Annotated in this window: 16 protein-coding genes; 7 read left to right on the forward strand and 9 right to left on the reverse strand. The window is 65.9% G+C overall.

Annotated elements, in window-relative coordinates; all coding sequences use genetic code 11:
• The 4 genes from YWC_RS33760 to YWC_RS0112870 form a co-directional block, all read right to left on the reverse strand.
• Positions 1-565 (reverse strand): IS1/IS1595 family N-terminal zinc-binding domain-containing protein (locus YWC_RS33760; protein WP_036214286.1); only part of this gene is annotated, 565 nt, incomplete at its 3' end.
• Positions 566-656: 91 nt separating this feature from the next.
• Complete coding sequence (glcF, locus tag YWC_RS0112860; RefSeq protein ID WP_027865744.1) at positions 657-1898, reverse strand: glycolate oxidase subunit GlcF; 1242 nt, start codon at positions 1896-1898, stop codon at positions 657-659.
• A 1-nt stretch (position 1899) separates the two neighbouring features.
• Complete coding sequence (glcE, locus tag YWC_RS0112865; protein WP_027865745.1) at positions 1900-2946, reverse strand: glycolate oxidase subunit GlcE; 1047 nt, start codon at positions 2944-2946, stop codon at positions 1900-1902.
• Between the two features lie 3 nt (positions 2947-2949).
• Positions 2950-4431 carry an FAD-linked oxidase C-terminal domain-containing protein gene (locus YWC_RS0112870; RefSeq protein WP_027865746.1) on the reverse strand — a complete coding sequence of 494 codons (1482 nt, stop codon included), beginning with the start codon at positions 4429-4431 and terminating at the stop codon, positions 2950-2952.
• 102 nt (positions 4432-4533) lie between these two features.
• Here YWC_RS0112870 and YWC_RS0112875 point away from each other — a divergent pair, with 102 nt between their 5' ends.
• Positions 4534-5088, forward strand: coding sequence for a cob(I)yrinic acid a,c-diamide adenosyltransferase (locus YWC_RS0112875; RefSeq protein WP_027865747.1), 555 nt, complete (start codon positions 4534-4536; stop codon positions 5086-5088).
• Between the two features lie 4 nt (positions 5089-5092).
• Positions 5093-5794, forward strand: a complete 702-nt coding sequence (locus YWC_RS0112880; protein WP_027865748.1) for a 2OG-Fe(II) oxygenase — start codon at positions 5093-5095, stop codon at positions 5792-5794.
• A gap of 127 nt (positions 5795-5921) precedes the next feature.
• Here the strand turns inward: YWC_RS0112880 and dxs are convergent, their stop codons facing one another.
• From dxs to YWC_RS0112895, 3 genes are read right to left on the reverse strand one after another with little or no spacing between them, the layout of a single operon-like run.
• The gene (dxs, locus tag YWC_RS0112885; protein WP_027865749.1) at positions 5922-7793 is read right to left on the reverse strand and encodes a 1-deoxy-D-xylulose-5-phosphate synthase; all 1872 of its coding nucleotides are present in this window, start codon (positions 7791-7793) and stop codon (positions 5922-5924) included.
• A complete protein-coding gene (locus YWC_RS0112890) occupies positions 7794-8696 on the reverse strand; it encodes a polyprenyl synthetase family protein (protein ID WP_027865750.1) in 903 nt (300 codons plus the stop codon).
• Positions 8693-8938, reverse strand: coding sequence for an exodeoxyribonuclease VII small subunit (locus YWC_RS0112895; protein WP_027865751.1), 246 nt, complete (start codon positions 8936-8938; stop codon positions 8693-8695). The genes YWC_RS0112890 and YWC_RS0112895 overlap by 4 nt, the downstream gene beginning before the upstream one ends.
• A gap of 454 nt (positions 8939-9392) precedes the next feature.
• Here YWC_RS0112895 and YWC_RS0112900 point away from each other — a divergent pair, with 454 nt between their 5' ends.
• Genes YWC_RS0112900 through YWC_RS0112920 form a run of 5 tightly spaced genes read left to right on the forward strand, consistent with a single transcriptional unit; the run spans position 9393 to position 13282 of the window.
• Positions 9393-10493, forward strand: coding sequence for an aromatic ring-hydroxylating oxygenase subunit alpha (locus tag YWC_RS0112900; RefSeq protein WP_027865752.1), 1101 nt, complete (start codon positions 9393-9395; stop codon positions 10491-10493).
• A complete protein-coding gene (locus YWC_RS0112905) occupies positions 10493-11419 on the forward strand; it encodes a DMT family transporter (RefSeq protein ID WP_027865753.1) in 927 nt (308 codons plus the stop codon). Before YWC_RS0112900 ends, YWC_RS0112905 begins: the two co-directional genes overlap by 1 nt.
• An 8-nt stretch (positions 11420-11427) precedes the next feature.
• Positions 11428-12297 (forward strand): sulfurtransferase, encoded by an 870-nt coding sequence (locus YWC_RS0112910; RefSeq protein ID WP_027865754.1) that lies wholly within the window; start codon positions 11428-11430, stop codon positions 12295-12297.
• Between the two features lie 16 nt (positions 12298-12313).
• Positions 12314-12898, forward strand: a complete 585-nt coding sequence (locus YWC_RS29270) for a hypothetical protein (RefSeq protein ID WP_156923648.1) — start codon at positions 12314-12316, stop codon at positions 12896-12898.
• A gap of 6 nt (positions 12899-12904) precedes the next feature.
• Positions 12905-13282, forward strand: coding sequence for a Fur family transcriptional regulator (locus tag YWC_RS0112920; RefSeq protein WP_027865755.1), 378 nt, complete (start codon positions 12905-12907; stop codon positions 13280-13282).
• Here the strand turns inward: YWC_RS0112920 and YWC_RS0112925 are convergent.
• A complete protein-coding gene (locus tag YWC_RS0112925; RefSeq protein ID WP_027865756.1) occupies positions 13274-13660 on the reverse strand; it encodes a MerC domain-containing protein in 387 nt (128 codons plus the stop codon). The genes YWC_RS0112920 and YWC_RS0112925 overlap by 9 nt on opposite strands.
• Positions 13660-15738 (reverse strand): TonB-dependent receptor domain-containing protein, encoded by a 2079-nt coding sequence (locus tag YWC_RS0112930; RefSeq protein WP_027865757.1) that lies wholly within the window; start codon positions 15736-15738, stop codon positions 13660-13662. Before YWC_RS0112930 ends, YWC_RS0112925 begins: the two co-directional genes overlap by 1 nt.
• Between the last annotated feature and the right edge of the window lie 32 nt (positions 15739-15770).

The raw sequence follows: 15770 nt of genomic DNA on the forward strand, positions 1-15770 counted from the left end.
CCAGAATGCAGTCGAGCTCGCGTGAGATGCCGCGCTTGCCGGCCCGGCTGCCGCGCCGGCGTGCCGGCCGATCCAGCGTGCGCGTGCCTTTCTGCGATTCCAGTATGAACATTTCGTCAGCCTCGGCGATGCCGCCCAGGCGCGTCGGCTGGTCATGCCTGGGGCGCTCCAGGAAGCGGTGGCGCCAGCGAAAGGCGGTGTTGCGGTGCACGCCGACGCCGCTGGCGGCGGCGCGCACCGATGTCGAGTCGAGCACGGTGCCCAGGTAATCGAGCCATTTTTCACGCAGNCGCAGCCGCGCCAGCGGCGTGCCGCTCAGGTCGTTATAAGTGCGACCGCAGGCGCGGCAGCGATAGCGTTGCAGGCCATTAGCTTGCCCATGCCGGTAGTAACGTTCGCAGGCGCAGTTGGGGCAGCGACGCATCGCCCCGCCGATCTGGCCGATGAGTGCGATTACCTGGTCCAGCCCGGCAGCGGGATGCAGGGCGGCCAGCGTCTGCAGGCGCTGGGGCAGGTTCAGTGCAGGGAGTCTGGCAAACCACTTCTTGAAATGCGGTGCGCGCATGGTTGCTCCCGTCTGTGGTGACAGGCATTCGACCATGGATGAGCTAAGCAGTTCCGCCCTCATCCATAGTGAAAGATGACAGCGCCTTTTTTCATGGCGCCGCGCCTGGCTCCAGCGCGCGGTCGATCAGCTCGATCCAGTGCGTGACCGGCGTCTGCGTCCCCGACTGCAGGTGGGTCATGCAGCCGATGTTGGCGGAGACGATTTCGTCCGGCTTGCAGGCCTCCAGGTTGGCCAGCTTGCGGTCCCGCAGTTCGTGCGCGATCTCGGGATGCAGGACCGAATAAGTACCGGCCGAGCCGCAGCACAGGTGGCTCTCGGCGCACAGCGTAACGTCGACGCCGGCCGCGCGCAGCATGCCCTCGACCTTGCCGCGGATCTGCTGGCCGTGCTGCAGCGTGCAGGGCGGGTGATAGGCGACGCGCTTGGCGATCTTCCCTTGCAGCTTGGCGGCGATCTGCTCCTCGAACTCCGGCAGGATTTCGGACAGGTCGCGCGTGAGCATCGAGATGCGTCCGGCCTTGGCCGCATAGGCCTCGTCGTGCTCCAGCAGGTGACCGTATTCCTTGACGGTGACGCCGCAGCCGGACGCGGTCATGACGATCGCCTCGATCTCGCCCCGCTCGACCAAGGGCCACCAGGCGTCGATGTTGCGGCGCATGTCCTCCAGGCCGCCCTGTTGATCGTTCAAGTGGTAACGCACGGCGCCGCAGCAGCCGGCCTTTGGCGCCGTTATCAGCTGCACGCCGAAGGCGTCGAGCACGCGCGCGGTGGCGGCATTAATGTTCGGGGCCATCGCCGGCTGCACGCAGCCCTCCAGCACCAGCATCTTGCGCGCATGGGTCCGGGTAGGCCAGGCGCCGGCGCTGCGTGCGGGCTGCAGCTTGTCCTGCAGCGCTCTGGAAAGCAGCGGGCGGGCGAGCTGCCCTGCCCTGAAAGCCGGCTTGAACAGTGCGCTACGGGGCAGGAACTCCTTGAGCGTGCTGCGCTTGACCCGGTCTTTCAGGGGGCGCGGCACGCGTTCCTCGACCACGCGGCGGCCGATGTCCACCAGGCGGCCATACTTGACGCCCGACGGACAGGTGGTTTCGCAGTTGCGGCAGGTGAGGCAGCGGTCCAGGTGCAGCTGGGTCTTGCGGGTAGGCTCGGCGCCTTCCAGCACCTGCTTGATCAGGTAGATGCGGCCGCGCGGGCCGTCGAGCTCGTCGCCCAGCAGCTGGTAGGTCGGGCAGGTGGCGGTGCAGAAGCCGCAGTGCACGCAGGCGCGCAGGATGCTTTCCGCTTCCTTGCCGTCCGCAGTGTCCTTGATGAAATCGGCCAGGTTAGTTTGCATATCAGTACAGTCGTCCCGGATTGAAGATGTGCGCCGGATCGAAGGAATTCTTCAGGCGTTCGTGGATGCGCGCGACCGCCGGCTGAAGGGGCTGGAACACGACCACGGATTTGTCGCCGCCACGGAACAGGGTCGCGTGGCCGCCGACGGCGGATACCGCAGCGCGGATCGTTTCGGCATCGCGGTCGCTACGCAGCCAGCGCTGGGCGCCGCCCCACTCGATCAGCTGCACGCCGCCGAGCTTGAGTGTATCCGTCGTGGAGGGCAGCGACAGGCGCCACAATGCCTCCTCGCCGCCAAAGAAGGGCAAGCGCTGTTCGCGCAGCTCTTCCCAGAAGCACGCCGCGTTGGGCATGGTCTCGCCGCCGATCAGGCGCACGGCCGCATCCACCGCGGCCTGGGCGCCCGACAGGCGCAGCCACAAGCTGCCGTTGTGCCAGCAACTGGCGGACAGCGGCAGCGGCTGGCCGCCCCACGCGTTCAGCTTGCGGATGGCCTCGCCCTCCGGCAACTCCAGGCACAGCGTGGTTTCGGCAAACGGCTTCGGCAAGACCTTGACCGACACTTCCAGCAGCAGGCCGAGGGTGCCGAGCGAACCGGCCAGCATGCGCGAGACGTCGTAGCCGGCCACGTTCTTCATCACCTGGCCGCCGAAGGTGAGCACATCGCCCTTCCCGTCCAGCAGCTTCGCCCCCAGCATGAAGTCGCGCACGCCGCCGCTGGTCGCGCGGCGCGGGCCGGCCAGGCCGGCGGCGATGGCGCCGCCCAGGGTGGCCCCCTCGCCGAAGTGCGGCGGCTCGAAGGCCAGCATCTGGTTGCGTTCGGCCAGCACCGCTTCGATCTCGGCGAGCGGCGTGCCGCAGCGCGCCGTGATCACCAGTTCGGTCGGCTCGTAGTCGACGATGCCGGCATAGCCGCGCGTGTCGAGGATCTCGCCCTCGAGGCGCTGGCCGTACCAGTCCTTGCTACCGCCGCCGCGGATGCGCAGGGGCGTCTTGTCGGCTGCGGCGGCGCGCACCCGTTGCTGGAATTGTTCGATCGATTGCATGCTTTAAAAACGCGGGAGGTCGGGGAACGGCAGCTCGCCGCCATGCACATGCATCTTGCCGAATTCGGCACAGCGGTGCGGAGTCGGGATGGCCTTGTCCGGATTGAGCAGCATGGGCGCATCGAAGGCGCGCTTGACCTCGAAGAAGGCGTCGAGCTCCTTGCGGCCGAACTGCACGCACATCGAGTTGATCTTCTCCATGCCCACGCCGTGTTCGCCGGTGATGGTGCCGCCCACTTCGACGCACAGCGCCAGGATCGCCGCACCGAAGGCCTCGGCGCGATCGAATTCGCCCGGCTGGTTCGCATCGAACAGGATCAGCGGATGCATGTTGCCGTCGCCCGCATGGAACACGTTCGAGCAGCGCAGGCCGAAGCTCGTCTCCATTTCCTCGATGCCCTTCAATACGCGCGCCAGCTGCTTGCGCGGGATGGTGCCGTCCATGCAGTAGTAGTCCGGCGAGATGCGCCCTGCCGCCGGGAAGGCGTTCTTGCGGCCGGACCAGAAACGCATGCGCTCGGCCTCGCTCTGCGAGACGGCAATCGCCGTGGCGCCGGCGCCTTCGAAGACCGCCTTCATGCGTTCGATTTCTTCCGCCACCTCCAGTGCGGTCCCGTCGGCCTCGCACAGCAGGATGGCGGCCGCATCGGTGTCATAGCCGGCACGCACGAATGGCTCGACCATGCGCACCGAGGTGCGGTCCATCATCTCCAGCCCGGCCGGGATGATGCCGGCGGCGATGATACTGGCCACCGCATTGCCGGCGGTGATGACGTCGTCGAAAGAGGCCATGACGACCTGGGCCACCGCGGGCTTGGGCACCAGTTTCACGGTGACTTCCGTCACGATGCCGAGCATGCCTTCCGAGCCGATGAACACGGCCAGCAGGTCCAGGCCCGGCGCGTCCAGCGCTTCGCTGCCGAGTTCGATGATCTCGCCTTCGATGGTGGCGACGCGCACGCGCAGCACGTTGTGCACCGTCAGGCCGTATTTCAGGCAGTGCACGCCGCCCGAGTTCTCGGCCACGTTGCCGCCGATGGTGCAGGCGATCTGCGACGAGGGGTCGGGCGCGTAGTACAGGCCGTGTTGAAAGGCTGCTTCGGAGATGGCGAGGTTGCGCACGCCCGGCTGGACCACGGCGGTGCGTGAGTACGCATCCACCCGCACGATGCGGTTCAATCTCGCGGTCGAGATCACGACGCCATCCGCGATCGGCAGCGCGCCGCCCGAGAGACCGGTGCCGGCGCCGCGCGGCACGATCGGCACGTTCAATTCGCGGCAGATGTTCAGGATCGCCAGCACCTGCTCTTCGCTGGTGGGGAGCGTGACGATCATCGGCAACTGGCGGTAGGCGGCCAGGCCGTCGCATTCGTAGGGACGGGTGTCTTCGGGGTCAGACAGGACGCAGCCGTCGGGCAGGCGCGCACGCAGGCTCGCTGCGACCTGGTCGCGCCTTCCGGCGACAGTGGATGGTATGGCGCTCATGGTTGAATTGTAGGCATATTCGGGCCCGTGCGGGGCACAAGCGCCGTGTTTTATCGTATGCTCGCCCTATCGTTTTTTTTACAGATCATATAAGACTACATCATGGGTAACCGACTCTCGAAAATCGCCACCCGCACGGGCGACGACGGCACCACCGGCCTGGGCGACGGCAGCCGCACCGGCAAGGACAGCGCGCGCATCCATTCGCTCGGCGAAGTGGACGAGCTCAACTCGTTCGTGGGCCTGCTGCTGTGCGAAGAGATGCCTGGCGACCTGCGCGAGGAACTGATCTCGATCCAGCACGACCTGTTCGACCTGGGCGGCGAACTGTGCATCCCGGGCTACGAGATGATCAAGGACGAGCACGTGGCCCGCCTGGACGGCCTGCTCGAGAAGTACAACGCCGACTTGCCGGTCCTGAAGGAATTCATCCTGCCGGCCGGCTCGCGCGCCGCTTCCCTCGCCCATGTGTGCCGCACCGTGTGCCGCCGTGCCGAGCGCAGCATCGTGGCGCTGTCGCATGCCGAGCAGATCCGCCCGCATCCGCGCCAGTACGTGAACCGCCTGTCGGACCTGATGTTCGTGCTGGCCCGCGTGCTGAACCGATTCGCCGGCGGCAGCGACGTGCTGTGGCAGCACGAGCGCAAGCGGGGATAAACCCATGGACGACTTCATCGCCATCTACGACAACGCCCTCACTGCCGAGCAGTGCGACGCGATCCGCGCGCGCTTCGACGATAGCAAGAAGGTGGCGCGCGGCCGCACCGGCAACGGGGTGGATGTCAGCAAGAAGGACAGCTACGACCTCACCATCAACGGGCATGCGGAATGGGACGATGTCGGCGCCCTGCTGACGCAGACCATGGCGCGTCACCTGGCGCAGTACATGGACAAGTACCGCATGCTGCTGATCGGCGCGCTGTCCCCGCAGGTGGCGCATCCGCAGACGGGCGAGCCGGTGACGCTGTCACTTGGTAATTTCGACGAGTTCGGCACACCGAACGTCGTGGAACTGATGCAGTCGATCTACCGGGTCGGGAACATCAACCTGCAGAAGTACCTGGAGGGGACCGGGGGCTACCACCACTGGCATTCCGAGATCTATCCGCAAAACGCCAGCTGCGAGACCCTGCACCGGGTGCTGCTGTGGCAGTTTTATCTCAACGACGTGGCCGATGGCGGGGAGACGGAGTTCCTGTACCAGGGGCGCAAGGTGGAGGCGCACAAGGGGCGCCTGATCATTGCGCCGGCGGGGTTTACGCATACCCACAAGGGGCATGTGTCGCGCAGTGGGGACAAGTACATTGCGACCTCGTGGATTTTGTTCCAGAGGGCGGAGGCACTGTTTGGCCAGCCGGGGTGAGCTTGCTTTAGGCGACTTCGGAAGAAAAATTGGGTTCCGGCCTTCGCCGGAACGACGGTCTTGAGTGTGTTGGCTCTAGAACCGTCATTCCCGCGAAGGCGGGAACCCAATTTTATAAACGTACCACTTAGGTGTTATTCACCACCAGGCGCGGCTCACCGACCGCGAAACGCTGACGAATCGACGCAGCAATGCCCTTGGCATCCAGCCCCACCGACGCCAGCAGCGCCGCCGGATCGCCCTGGTCGATGAACTTGTCCGGCAGGCCCAGGTTCAGCACCGGCTTGGCAATCCCTTCCGCCGCCAGCGCTTCCATCACCGCGCTGCCCGCGCCGCCCATCACGCAGCCCTCTTCCACCGTCACCAGGCAGTCGTGCTCCTTCGCCAGGCGCTTGACCAGCTCCACGTCGAGCGGCTTCACGAAGCGCATGTTGGCGACCGTCGCGTTCAGCTCTTCGCCGGCCGCGATGCTCGGCGCCACCATCGAACCGAAGGCCAGGATCGCGATGCCCTTGCCTTCGCGCCGTACTTCGCCCTTGCCGATCTCGATCGATGTCAGCTCTTCCTGGATCGCCGCGCCAATGCCGGCGCCGCGCGGATAGCGCACCGCTGCCGGGCCCGGGTAGTGGTAGGCGGTGGTCAGCATCTGGCGGCATTCGTTCTCGTCCGACGCGGCCATGACGACCATGTTCGGGATGCAGCGCAGGTAGGCCAGGTCGTAGTTGCCGGCATGGGTGGCGCCGTCGGCGCCGACCAGGCCCGCACGGTCGAGCGCGAAGGTCACGTCCAGGTTCTGCAGGGCCACGTCGTGGATCAGCTGGTCGTAGCCGCGTTGCAGGAAGGTCGAGTAGATCGCCACCACCGGCTTCATGCCTTCGGTGGCCATGCCGGCGCCGAAGGTCACCGAATGCTGCTCGGCGATGCCGACGTCGAAGTAGCGCTCCGGATACTGCTGGTGGAAGCGCACCATGCCCGAGCCTTCGCGCATCGCCGGCGTGATGCCGACCAGGCGCTTGTCGACGGCCGCCATGTCACACAGCCAGTTGCCGAACACTTCGGTGTAGGTGATCTTGCTCGGCGCGGTGGCCGGCTTGATGCCTTCCGTCGGGTTGAACTTGCCGGTGCCGTGGTACAGGATCGGCTCGGCCTCGGCCAGCTTGTAGCCCTGCCCTTTTTTCGTCACCACGTGCAGGAACTGCGGGCCCTTGAGCTTCTTGATGTTCTCCAGGGTCGGAATCAGGGAATCCAGGTCGTGGCCGTCGATCGGGCCGATGTAGTTGAAGCCGAATTCCTCGAACATGGTGGCCGGGACCACCATGCCCTTGGCATGTTCCTCGAGCTTGCGCGCCAGATCCAGCACTGCACCCGGCAGCACGCTCTTGCCCACGTTCTTGGCGGCGGCGTAGAACTGGCCGCTCATCAAACGCGCCAGGTAGCGATTCAGCGCGCCCACCGGCGGCGAGATCGACATGTCGTTGTCGTTCAGGACCACCAGCAGGTTGCAGTCTTCCTCGACGCCCGCATTGTTCAGGGCCTCGAAGGCCATGCCGGCAGTCATGGAGCCGTCGCCGATCACGGCGATCGCGTGGCGGTCTTCGCCTTTCAGCTTGGCCGCCTGGGCCATGCCCAGGGCCGCAGAGATCGAGGTCGACGAATGCGCGGTGCCGAAGGTGTCGTAGATGCTCTCGTCGCGCTTCGGGAAGCCCGACAGGCCGTTCAGCTGGCGCAGGCTGGGCATGCGGTCGCGGCGGCCGGTGAGGATCTTGTGCGAATAGGTCTGGTGGCCCACGTCCCACACGATGCGGTCGTGCGGGGTGTTGTAGACGTAATGCAGCGCGATGGTCAGTTCCACGGTGCCCAGGTTCGAGGACAGGTGGCCGCCGGTCTTCGACACCGAGTCGAGCAGGAACTGGCGCAGCTCGGTGGCGAGCGGGGTCAGTTGCGTGCGCGGCAGCTTGCGCAGGTCCGCGGGGTCGTTGATGGTCTCTAGCAGGTTCATTTATGCCTTCCGCTGCACGATGAGGTCCGCGAGTTCGCGCAGCCGCAGTGCTTGTTCTCCGAATGGCGCCAGCGCATCGTGCGCTTCACGCCGCAGTTGCTCGGCCAGTTCCTTCGATTGGTCCAGCCCAAGGATCGACACATAGGTCGGCTTGTTGTCGGCCGCGTCCTTGCCCGCGGTCTTGCCCAGCGTGGCCGAATCGGCCGTCGCATCCAGCACGTCGTCCACCACCTGGAAAGCCAGGCCGATCGCCTTCGAATAGGCTGTCAATGCTTCCAGTTCGGTGGGCGACAAGTCACGGCCGGCAAGCGCGCCCAGGATCACCGAAACGCGCAGCATCGCTCCGGTTTTGAGCTGGTGCATGCGCTCCAGTTCCTCGCGTGTGAGTGCCAGGCCGACGCTGTCAAGGTCGATCGCCTGGCCGCCGCACATGCCGCTCGAGCCCGCCGCTTCGGCCAGCAGGCGCAGCATGGTGACCAGGCGCGCAGGTGGCAAGGTGTCGATGCCGGCCAAGGTCTCGAAGGCCTGGGCCTGCAGCGTGTCGCCGACCAGCAGCGCGGTCGCTTCGTCGTAGGCGACGTGCACGGTCGGCTTGCCGCGGCGCAGGTCGTCGTCGTCCATGCAGGGCATGTCGTCGTGCACCAGCGAGTACACGTGGATCATCTCGACGGCAGCAGCCACGCGCGCCAGCGCCTCCGAATGGTCAAACTGCGCGCCGCCGAACAGGGCGCCGCTGCCGTAGGCGAGCAGCGGACGGATCCGCTTGCCGCCGCCCAGCGTGGTGTAGCGCATCGCTTCGTGGAGCTTGTGCGGGATGGTGGTGGCGGCCGGCAGGAAGGTCTCGAGCGCATGCTCGACGTCCTGCTGCACCTGCTGCATCCAGTCCTGGAATGGCTGCGTCATTGCTCGCCCTCGCCTTCGGCCGAGAAGGGCTTGAGCATGTCGCCTTCGAGCACCTTGACCTGGGACTCGACCTTTTCCAGCTGGGCCGCGCAATACTTCACCAGCTCGGAGCCGCGCGCATAGGCGGCCACCGAGGCTTCGAGCGGAAGCTGGCCGGATTCCATCTGCGACACGAGCTGGGCCAGCTCGGCCATCGCGCCCTCGAAGGATTCCGGCGGCGCGCCGTTTGTCATATTTGCCATAGCTATTTAATAGGGGACGGCGCAAGGGTGCGCCATGGGACAGTCCAATCGCGTATTTTAGTCCAATCCTTCCCCTCAAGGGGCGCACATTGCATCGAACGCAACTTGCTCCGATGGAAGCTTTTAACGCGATTGCGCCTGCCTCGATGAAACCCGTGATTATTCAACAACTTATTTGCACGGTTTCGTCTCTTCCACGTGACGGGCCCTGACCCTGAGCCTGTTTCCACGGTATAATCTTCGGTTCTGTCCGAAATACCGTATTCCTCAACCAATGGAACACGCAAAAATCGTCGCGAGCGGAAGCAATGTTGGTTGAGAAGCGCAGCTGTACTTGAGTACAGCGAGCATCGCAGACCAACAGTGCGACGCGCAGTAGATTTTCGCGTGTTCCAGATACTGGTCTTTGGATTCTTTCTCTTCTTTGGTACTGCTAAATTAAAGGGGGGTTGGGATGTCCGATCTGGCTACCCACGCCAAGCTGGCGCGCTCGTGCGCTCAGCTTCCGGTAAATGTCTACTTTGACAATATGCTGATGCAGCGCGAGCTGCAGCAGCTGTTTCACAAGGGCCCACGCTACGTCGGCCACGAATTGATGGTGCCTGAGGTAGGCGATTTCGCGACACTTGCATCCGAAAACGAAGGTCGCATGCTGGTCCGCAACGCGGGCGGCATCGAAGTGCTGTCCAACGTCTGCCGTCACCGCCAGGCGCTGATGTTCAATGGCCGCGGCAATGCGAACACCATCGTCTGCCCGCTGCACCGCTGGACCTACGACCTGAAAGGCCAGCTGATCGGCGCTCCGCACTTCCCGGAGACGCCCTGCCTGAACCTGTCGAAGACGCCGCTGCAGAACTGGAACGGCCTGCTGTTCGAACAGAACGGCTACGACGTCATGGAGAAGCTGAAGAACATGGAGGTCACCAAGGACCTCGACTTCAGCGGCTACATGTTCGACCACGTCGAGATCCACGAGTGCGACTACAACTGGAAGACCTTCATCGAGGTCTACCTGGAGGATTACCACGTCGAGCCCTTCCACCCGGGCCTGGGCAACTTCGTCTCGTGCGACGACCTGAAGTGGGAATTCGGCCGCGACTACAGCGTCCAGACCGTGGGCGTGAACCGCGCGCTGCAGAAGGCGGGTTCGCCGGCCTACAAGAAGTGGCAGGAACAAGTCCTGAAGTTCAACGACGGCCAGCCGCCGAAGTACGGCGCCATCTGGCTGACCCTGTACCCGAACATCATGGTCGAGTGGTATCCGAACGTGCTGGTGGTATCGACCCTGTGGCCGATCGGCCCGCAGAAGACCCGCAACGTGGTCGAGTTCTACTACCCGGAAGAGTTCGTGCTGTTCGAGCGCGAATTCGTCGAGGCCGAACGCGCCGCCTACATGGAAACCGCGGTCGAGGACGACGAGATCGCGCTGCGCATGGATGCCGGCCGCAAGATCCTTCTCGAGCGCGGCGTCAACGAAGTCGGCCCCTACCAGTCGCCGATGGAAGACGGGATGCAGCACTTCCACGAGTGGTACCGAAGTAAGCTCGATCTCTGATGGCTTCACTCTGGATGCTGTTCGCCAGCTTCGCGTTCGCCGCCATGGGCGCGGGCGTGAAGCTGGCCTCCGAGTTCTACTCCACCTCCGAACTCCTGATGTACCGCGGCCTCATCGGCACCCTGGTGCTGCTGGTGGCGGTGCGCCACCAGGGCGGCACCTTCAAGACTCCCTTCGTGGCGGCCCACGTCTGGCGCAGCGTCGTCGGCGTCGTCTCGCTGTGGCTGTGGTTCTTCGCCATTTCGCGCCTGCCGCTGGCCACCGCGGTCACGCTCAACTACATGGCGCCGATCTGGATCGCGGCCTGGATGTTCGCCCACGGCTGGTGGAGCGGCAGCAAGCTGCCCGAATGGCCGCTGGTGCTGGCGATCGCCATGAGTTTCTTCGGCGTGACCCTGGTGCTGCAGCCGGCGATCGAAACCAACCAGTGGATCGGCGGCCTGGCAGGCATCGCCTCGTCGCTGATCTCGGCGGCGGCCTACATGCAGGTGCGCAAACTCGGCCAGATGGGCGAACCGGAGTACCGCGTGGTGTTCTACTTCTCGCTCAGCACCACCATTGCCGGCCTGTTCGGCACGCTGGCGGGCGACAGCGGGGCCGGCCCGGGCGCCGTATTCCAGAGCCACACCCTGTACAGCGGCGCCCTGCTGCTGGCGGTCGGCATCTTCGGCCTGCTGGCCCAGATCGCGATGACGCGCGCCTACCGCGTCGGCAAGGTACTGGTGGTGGCCAACCTGCAGTACACCGGCATCGTGTTTTCCAGCCTGTGGGGCCTTGCCCTGTGGAACGACACCTTCGACTGGCACGTCTGGCTGGGCATTGCCGTGATCCTTGCATCGGGCATCGCCGCGACGTTCTACAATACACGCAGCACGGCCAAGGGCGCCGTGGTCAAGGACACCGATCCGATCGCCAGCGAGACTTGAGGAGCGACATGTATACGACACTGATTTCGGCGCAAGACCTGGCCGCGCACATCGACAATCCCAACTGGGTGGTGGTCGATTGTCGCCACGACCTGATGAACCTGGCGGCCGGCCGCGAAGGCTATGCCGCCGGCCACTTGCCGGGCGCGGTCTTCGGCGACATCGAAACCCAGCTGTCGGGCGCCAAGCACGGCCCGGACGGCGTGTTCCGCGGCCGCCACCCCTTGCCGGAAAAAGAGGCGCTGCTTGAAACCCTGCGCGGCTGGGGCGTCGACGACAACTCCCAGGTCGTGGCCTACGACGCCCACGGCGGCATGTTCGCCGCTCGCCTGTGGTGGCTGATGCGCTGGCTCGGCCACGAGGCGGTGGCGGTGCTGGACGGCGGCATGGCGGCCTGGCAGTCGATCGGCAAGCCGCTCACGACCGAGACGGGTTCGAAACCGCGCGGCAGCATCAGCATCCGCGCGCCCTTCGTGCCGACCGTGACGGTGGCGGAAATCATGGAGAACGTCGACAAGGGCGAACGCATCGTCATCGATGCACGCGCCTCAGACCGCTTCCGCGGCGAGAACGAGACCATCGACCCGATCGGCGGCCATATCCCGGGCGCCCGCAACCGCTTCTTCAAGGACAACCTGCAGGCGGACGGCCGCTTCAAGGATGCGACCACCCTGCGGGAAGAATTCGCGCCGCTGGTCGTCGACGACCCGGCACGGGCCATCATGCAGTGCGGCTCGGGTGTCACCGCCTGCCACAACCTGCTGGCGCTGGAAGTCGCCGGCATGCCGGGGGCGGCGCTGTATCCGGGGTCGTGGAGCGAATGGGTGGGCGACGGCAAGAACGATACCGGCCGCCCTGTTGCCAAAGGCGACGCTTGAGCCGGGAGCCATCCTGATGAAAAAAGCAGCAACGAAAGAGCACGCAGCAATGTCGAACGAAGACAAGATGAACGCAGGCGCCCCGGCGCTGGAGATTCCCGAAGCCGTTGCCGCCGCCCTGAGCGGCTGGGTGCAGCAGGTGGCCGAGCAAACCGCCGCGCCGGTGCGCGACGCGCTGGCCGCCCTCGAAGCCGATGCGGCCGCCCTGCGCGAGACCGGCGCCGAGCTCGAAGCCGCACGCGACCAGGCACTGGCAGCATCCAGCGAACACCAGGCCGAGATCGAGCGCCTGACGGCGGAACTGCGCGACGCACGCCAGGTCGCCACCGAGGCGCTGGTGAGCAAGGCCAAGGACCAGCTGGCGATCGACGGCAAGGACCGCCAGCTGGCCGACCTGCGCGCCCAGCTCGAGCGCAACGTCGCGGCCCAGGCAAGCGAATCCGACGCGCGCCTGGCCGCCGAGATGGAACTGGTGGGCGCCACCACCGCGCGCGACAACTTCGAGAGCGAAGTGAAGACCCTGCGCGCGCAGCTGGACAAGTCCTACGCCGAGCGCAGCGCCCTGCGCGCCGAACTCGAATCGCTGCGCGCGAAGAAATAAGCCGCCATGGAACAACGCAATACGCGCCAGCGCAAGGCGATCCACCAGTGCATGGAGGATGCCGGGCGCCCGCTGGCGCCGCAGGAAATCCTCGAGCAGGCCCAGGCCGTGGTGCCGGGCATCGGCATGGCGACCATCTACCGCAACATCAAGTCGATGCTGGAAGCGGGCGAGATCACCACGGTGTCCCTGCCGGGCGGGGGCGACCGCTACGAGATCGCCGGGCACGGCCACCATCACCACTTCCATTGCCGCTCCTGCGACAAGGTGTACGAGGTGCACGCCTGCCCGGGAGACATGCAGAAGCTGACGCCGGAGGGCTTCGTGCTGGAGTCGCACGAGCTGACGCTGTACGGCTTGTGCAGCGCCTGCCGTTCACGCTGAACGGCAATCCTTGCAATAACGGTGGTTGCGCCAGTGCGCCCCCAGCAGCAGCACGCTGCTCAGCACCGCGGCCACCGTCTCCGCCATCTCGCCCAGCTGCGGCCCGACGACGAACACCGCCAGCAGGAAGGCGCCCAGCCCCACCAGCCCCAGTGACAAAGCGACCGGATCGCGGTGCTTGAGGTAGCCCGGCACCAGCGCCAGCAGCACCGGCACCGTCACGCCCAGCAGCAAGGCATCGTGCAGCGCATGGTGCTTCCCGCCCAGGCCCAGCAAGGGAAATGCCGCGATCAGGAGCGGCATCGCCAGGCAGTGCACCAGGCACAGGGCCGACGCCGCCATGCCGGCGTAGTCGGCGAACCGGATCAGGATCTTCATCAGAAAATGAAGCGCAGTCCGGCGGTGATGTTACGACCAGGCAGCGGCGCCGCTTCCTTGATGAAGGAGGTATGGCTGAAGGCCAGTTCGTTCGTCAGGTTGTTGATGCGGGCGTAGAGCTGGGCCGGCACGCCGCCGATGCGCGTGGTGTAGTGGGTACCGAGATTGAGCATGTTGTAGCCGCCGGTCGTCCCTTCGAATTCCGCCACCTTGTCCTGCTTGCCGACGCGCACCAGCTCGGCCATGCCGTGCCAGGCCTGCCAGTCCGCATTCAGGCGCACGCCGATGCGGTGCGCTGGGATGCGCGGGATGTTGCGGCTGCCCTCGCCGCTGCCGCCGTCGAAGCGGGCGCGCACGTAGTCGCCGAACAGCGTGCCTTCCACGATGTTCGAGAACTTGTGGCGCAGCTCCCCTTCCAGGCCGGTGAAGGTGGCGTCGCGCTGGGCGTACTCGACCAGCTGGAAGCCTTCGTGGTTGTCCAGGGTATGCGCGTAGATGTAGTTGTCGACGCGGTTGTGGAAGGCGCTCAGCGAGAAGGTCGTATTGCCTTCGAACTTGCGCAGGGTGACGTCGATGTTGTTCGAGGTTTCCTTGCCCAGGTTCTGGTTGCCGATCTCGTAGGTCGCGGTGGCCAGGTGCACGCCGTCCGCGTACAGCTCTTCCGAGGTCGGCAGGCGGTGGCTGCGGGCGATGCCGGCGCGCAGCGAGTACTGCGGCTGGAACTTCCAGACCGCGCCCAGCGCCACCGAGGTGCCGCGTGCGTCGGTATCGCGCTGGGTGGCGCTGTCGACGACGATGTCCTGCCACTCGTGGCGGGCGCCGGCTTCGAAGCGCCAGTTGTCCAGCTTGTATTCCTCGGTGACGAACACCGCGTGCTTCCTGGTGACGGTCGGCGGCACATAGGCTTCGTCGCCCTCGGTACGGAAATCGCGGCGCGTGGTCTGGGCACCGACGACGCCGCGCCAGCCCGCGACCGGATGGTGTTCCAGCTCGACGCGGGCGTCGTGCGCCTTGTTCATGAAACTGGTGGCGACCACGCCCCCTTCCAGCTCGTCGTGGCGGTAGTCGGTGAGCGAGGCGCGCAGGCGCGCCTTGGCGAAGCCCGGCAGCGGATTGCGGTATTCGCCGCGCAGGTCCCAGCGGTCGCTGTCCAGCTTCACGACCGGCACCTCTTCGTGGCCATGTTCATGGTCGTGGTCGTGGCCGGCATGGTCGTCGTGGCCGCCGCAGTGCAGGTGGTCGCCGTGCGGGTGGCAGCTTTCGAATTCGTGGTTGTGGCCTGGGATGCCGTATTCGGTGCGCTCCTTGGTGTAGGCCGCGCCCAGGTAGCCGCGTTCGCCCACCCAGGACAGGCCCACGGTGCCGCTCTCGGTGTCCTTGTAGCTGCCGGGGACGCGCTTGCCCTCGGGATAGCCCTTGCCGACGCGGTATTCGCCGGCGTCGCGCTTGACGCCCTCGGCATGGACGGCGAAGTTGCCGCTGCCGCCGGTCACTTCGAAGGCGCCGGTCTTCTCGCGCGCCACCGAATTGGCGCGCACCTCGGCGCTGCCTTCGATGCCCTTTTCCGGCACCCGGGTCGGGATCTTACGGTCCAGGATATTCACCACGCCGCCCACCGCGCCGCCGCCATAGGCCAGCGCCGACGGGCCGCGCAGCACTTCGATGCGCTCGGCCAGGACAGGTTCGAAGCCGACGGCATGGTCGGGGCTGATGGTGGACGCGTCCTGCACTTCCGCGCCGTCCGACAGGATCTTCACGCGCGGGCCGTCCATGCCGCGGATGACCGGACGGCTGGCGCCGGCGCCGAAGTGGCTCGAGTTGATGCCCGGCTGGTTGGCCAGGGTCTCGCCCAGGGTCGACTCGCGCACGCGCACCAGTTCACCGCCGCCGAGCGAGGTCACCGGCGTGATCATGTCGTCGCTCACCACGCCGAGGGCGCTGGCGGAGACCACCACGGTCGGGACGGTGTCGGGATCGGCCTGCAGGCGGCTGTCGGTCTGCGCATGCGCCAGCGGGGCGCCGAAGGCAAACAGGATCGCCAGCGCGAGCGGCGTGCGGGGGAAGGTCGAAGTGGACATGGCAAGGCTTCCTTTGTTGAGTTCTGCGGTAA

Origin of the sequence: Massilia alkalitolerans DSM 17462 (assembly GCF_000427785.1) — a bacterium.
In the GTDB taxonomy this organism is placed as follows: domain Bacteria; phylum Pseudomonadota; class Gammaproteobacteria; order Burkholderiales; family Burkholderiaceae_D; genus Telluria; species Telluria alkalitolerans.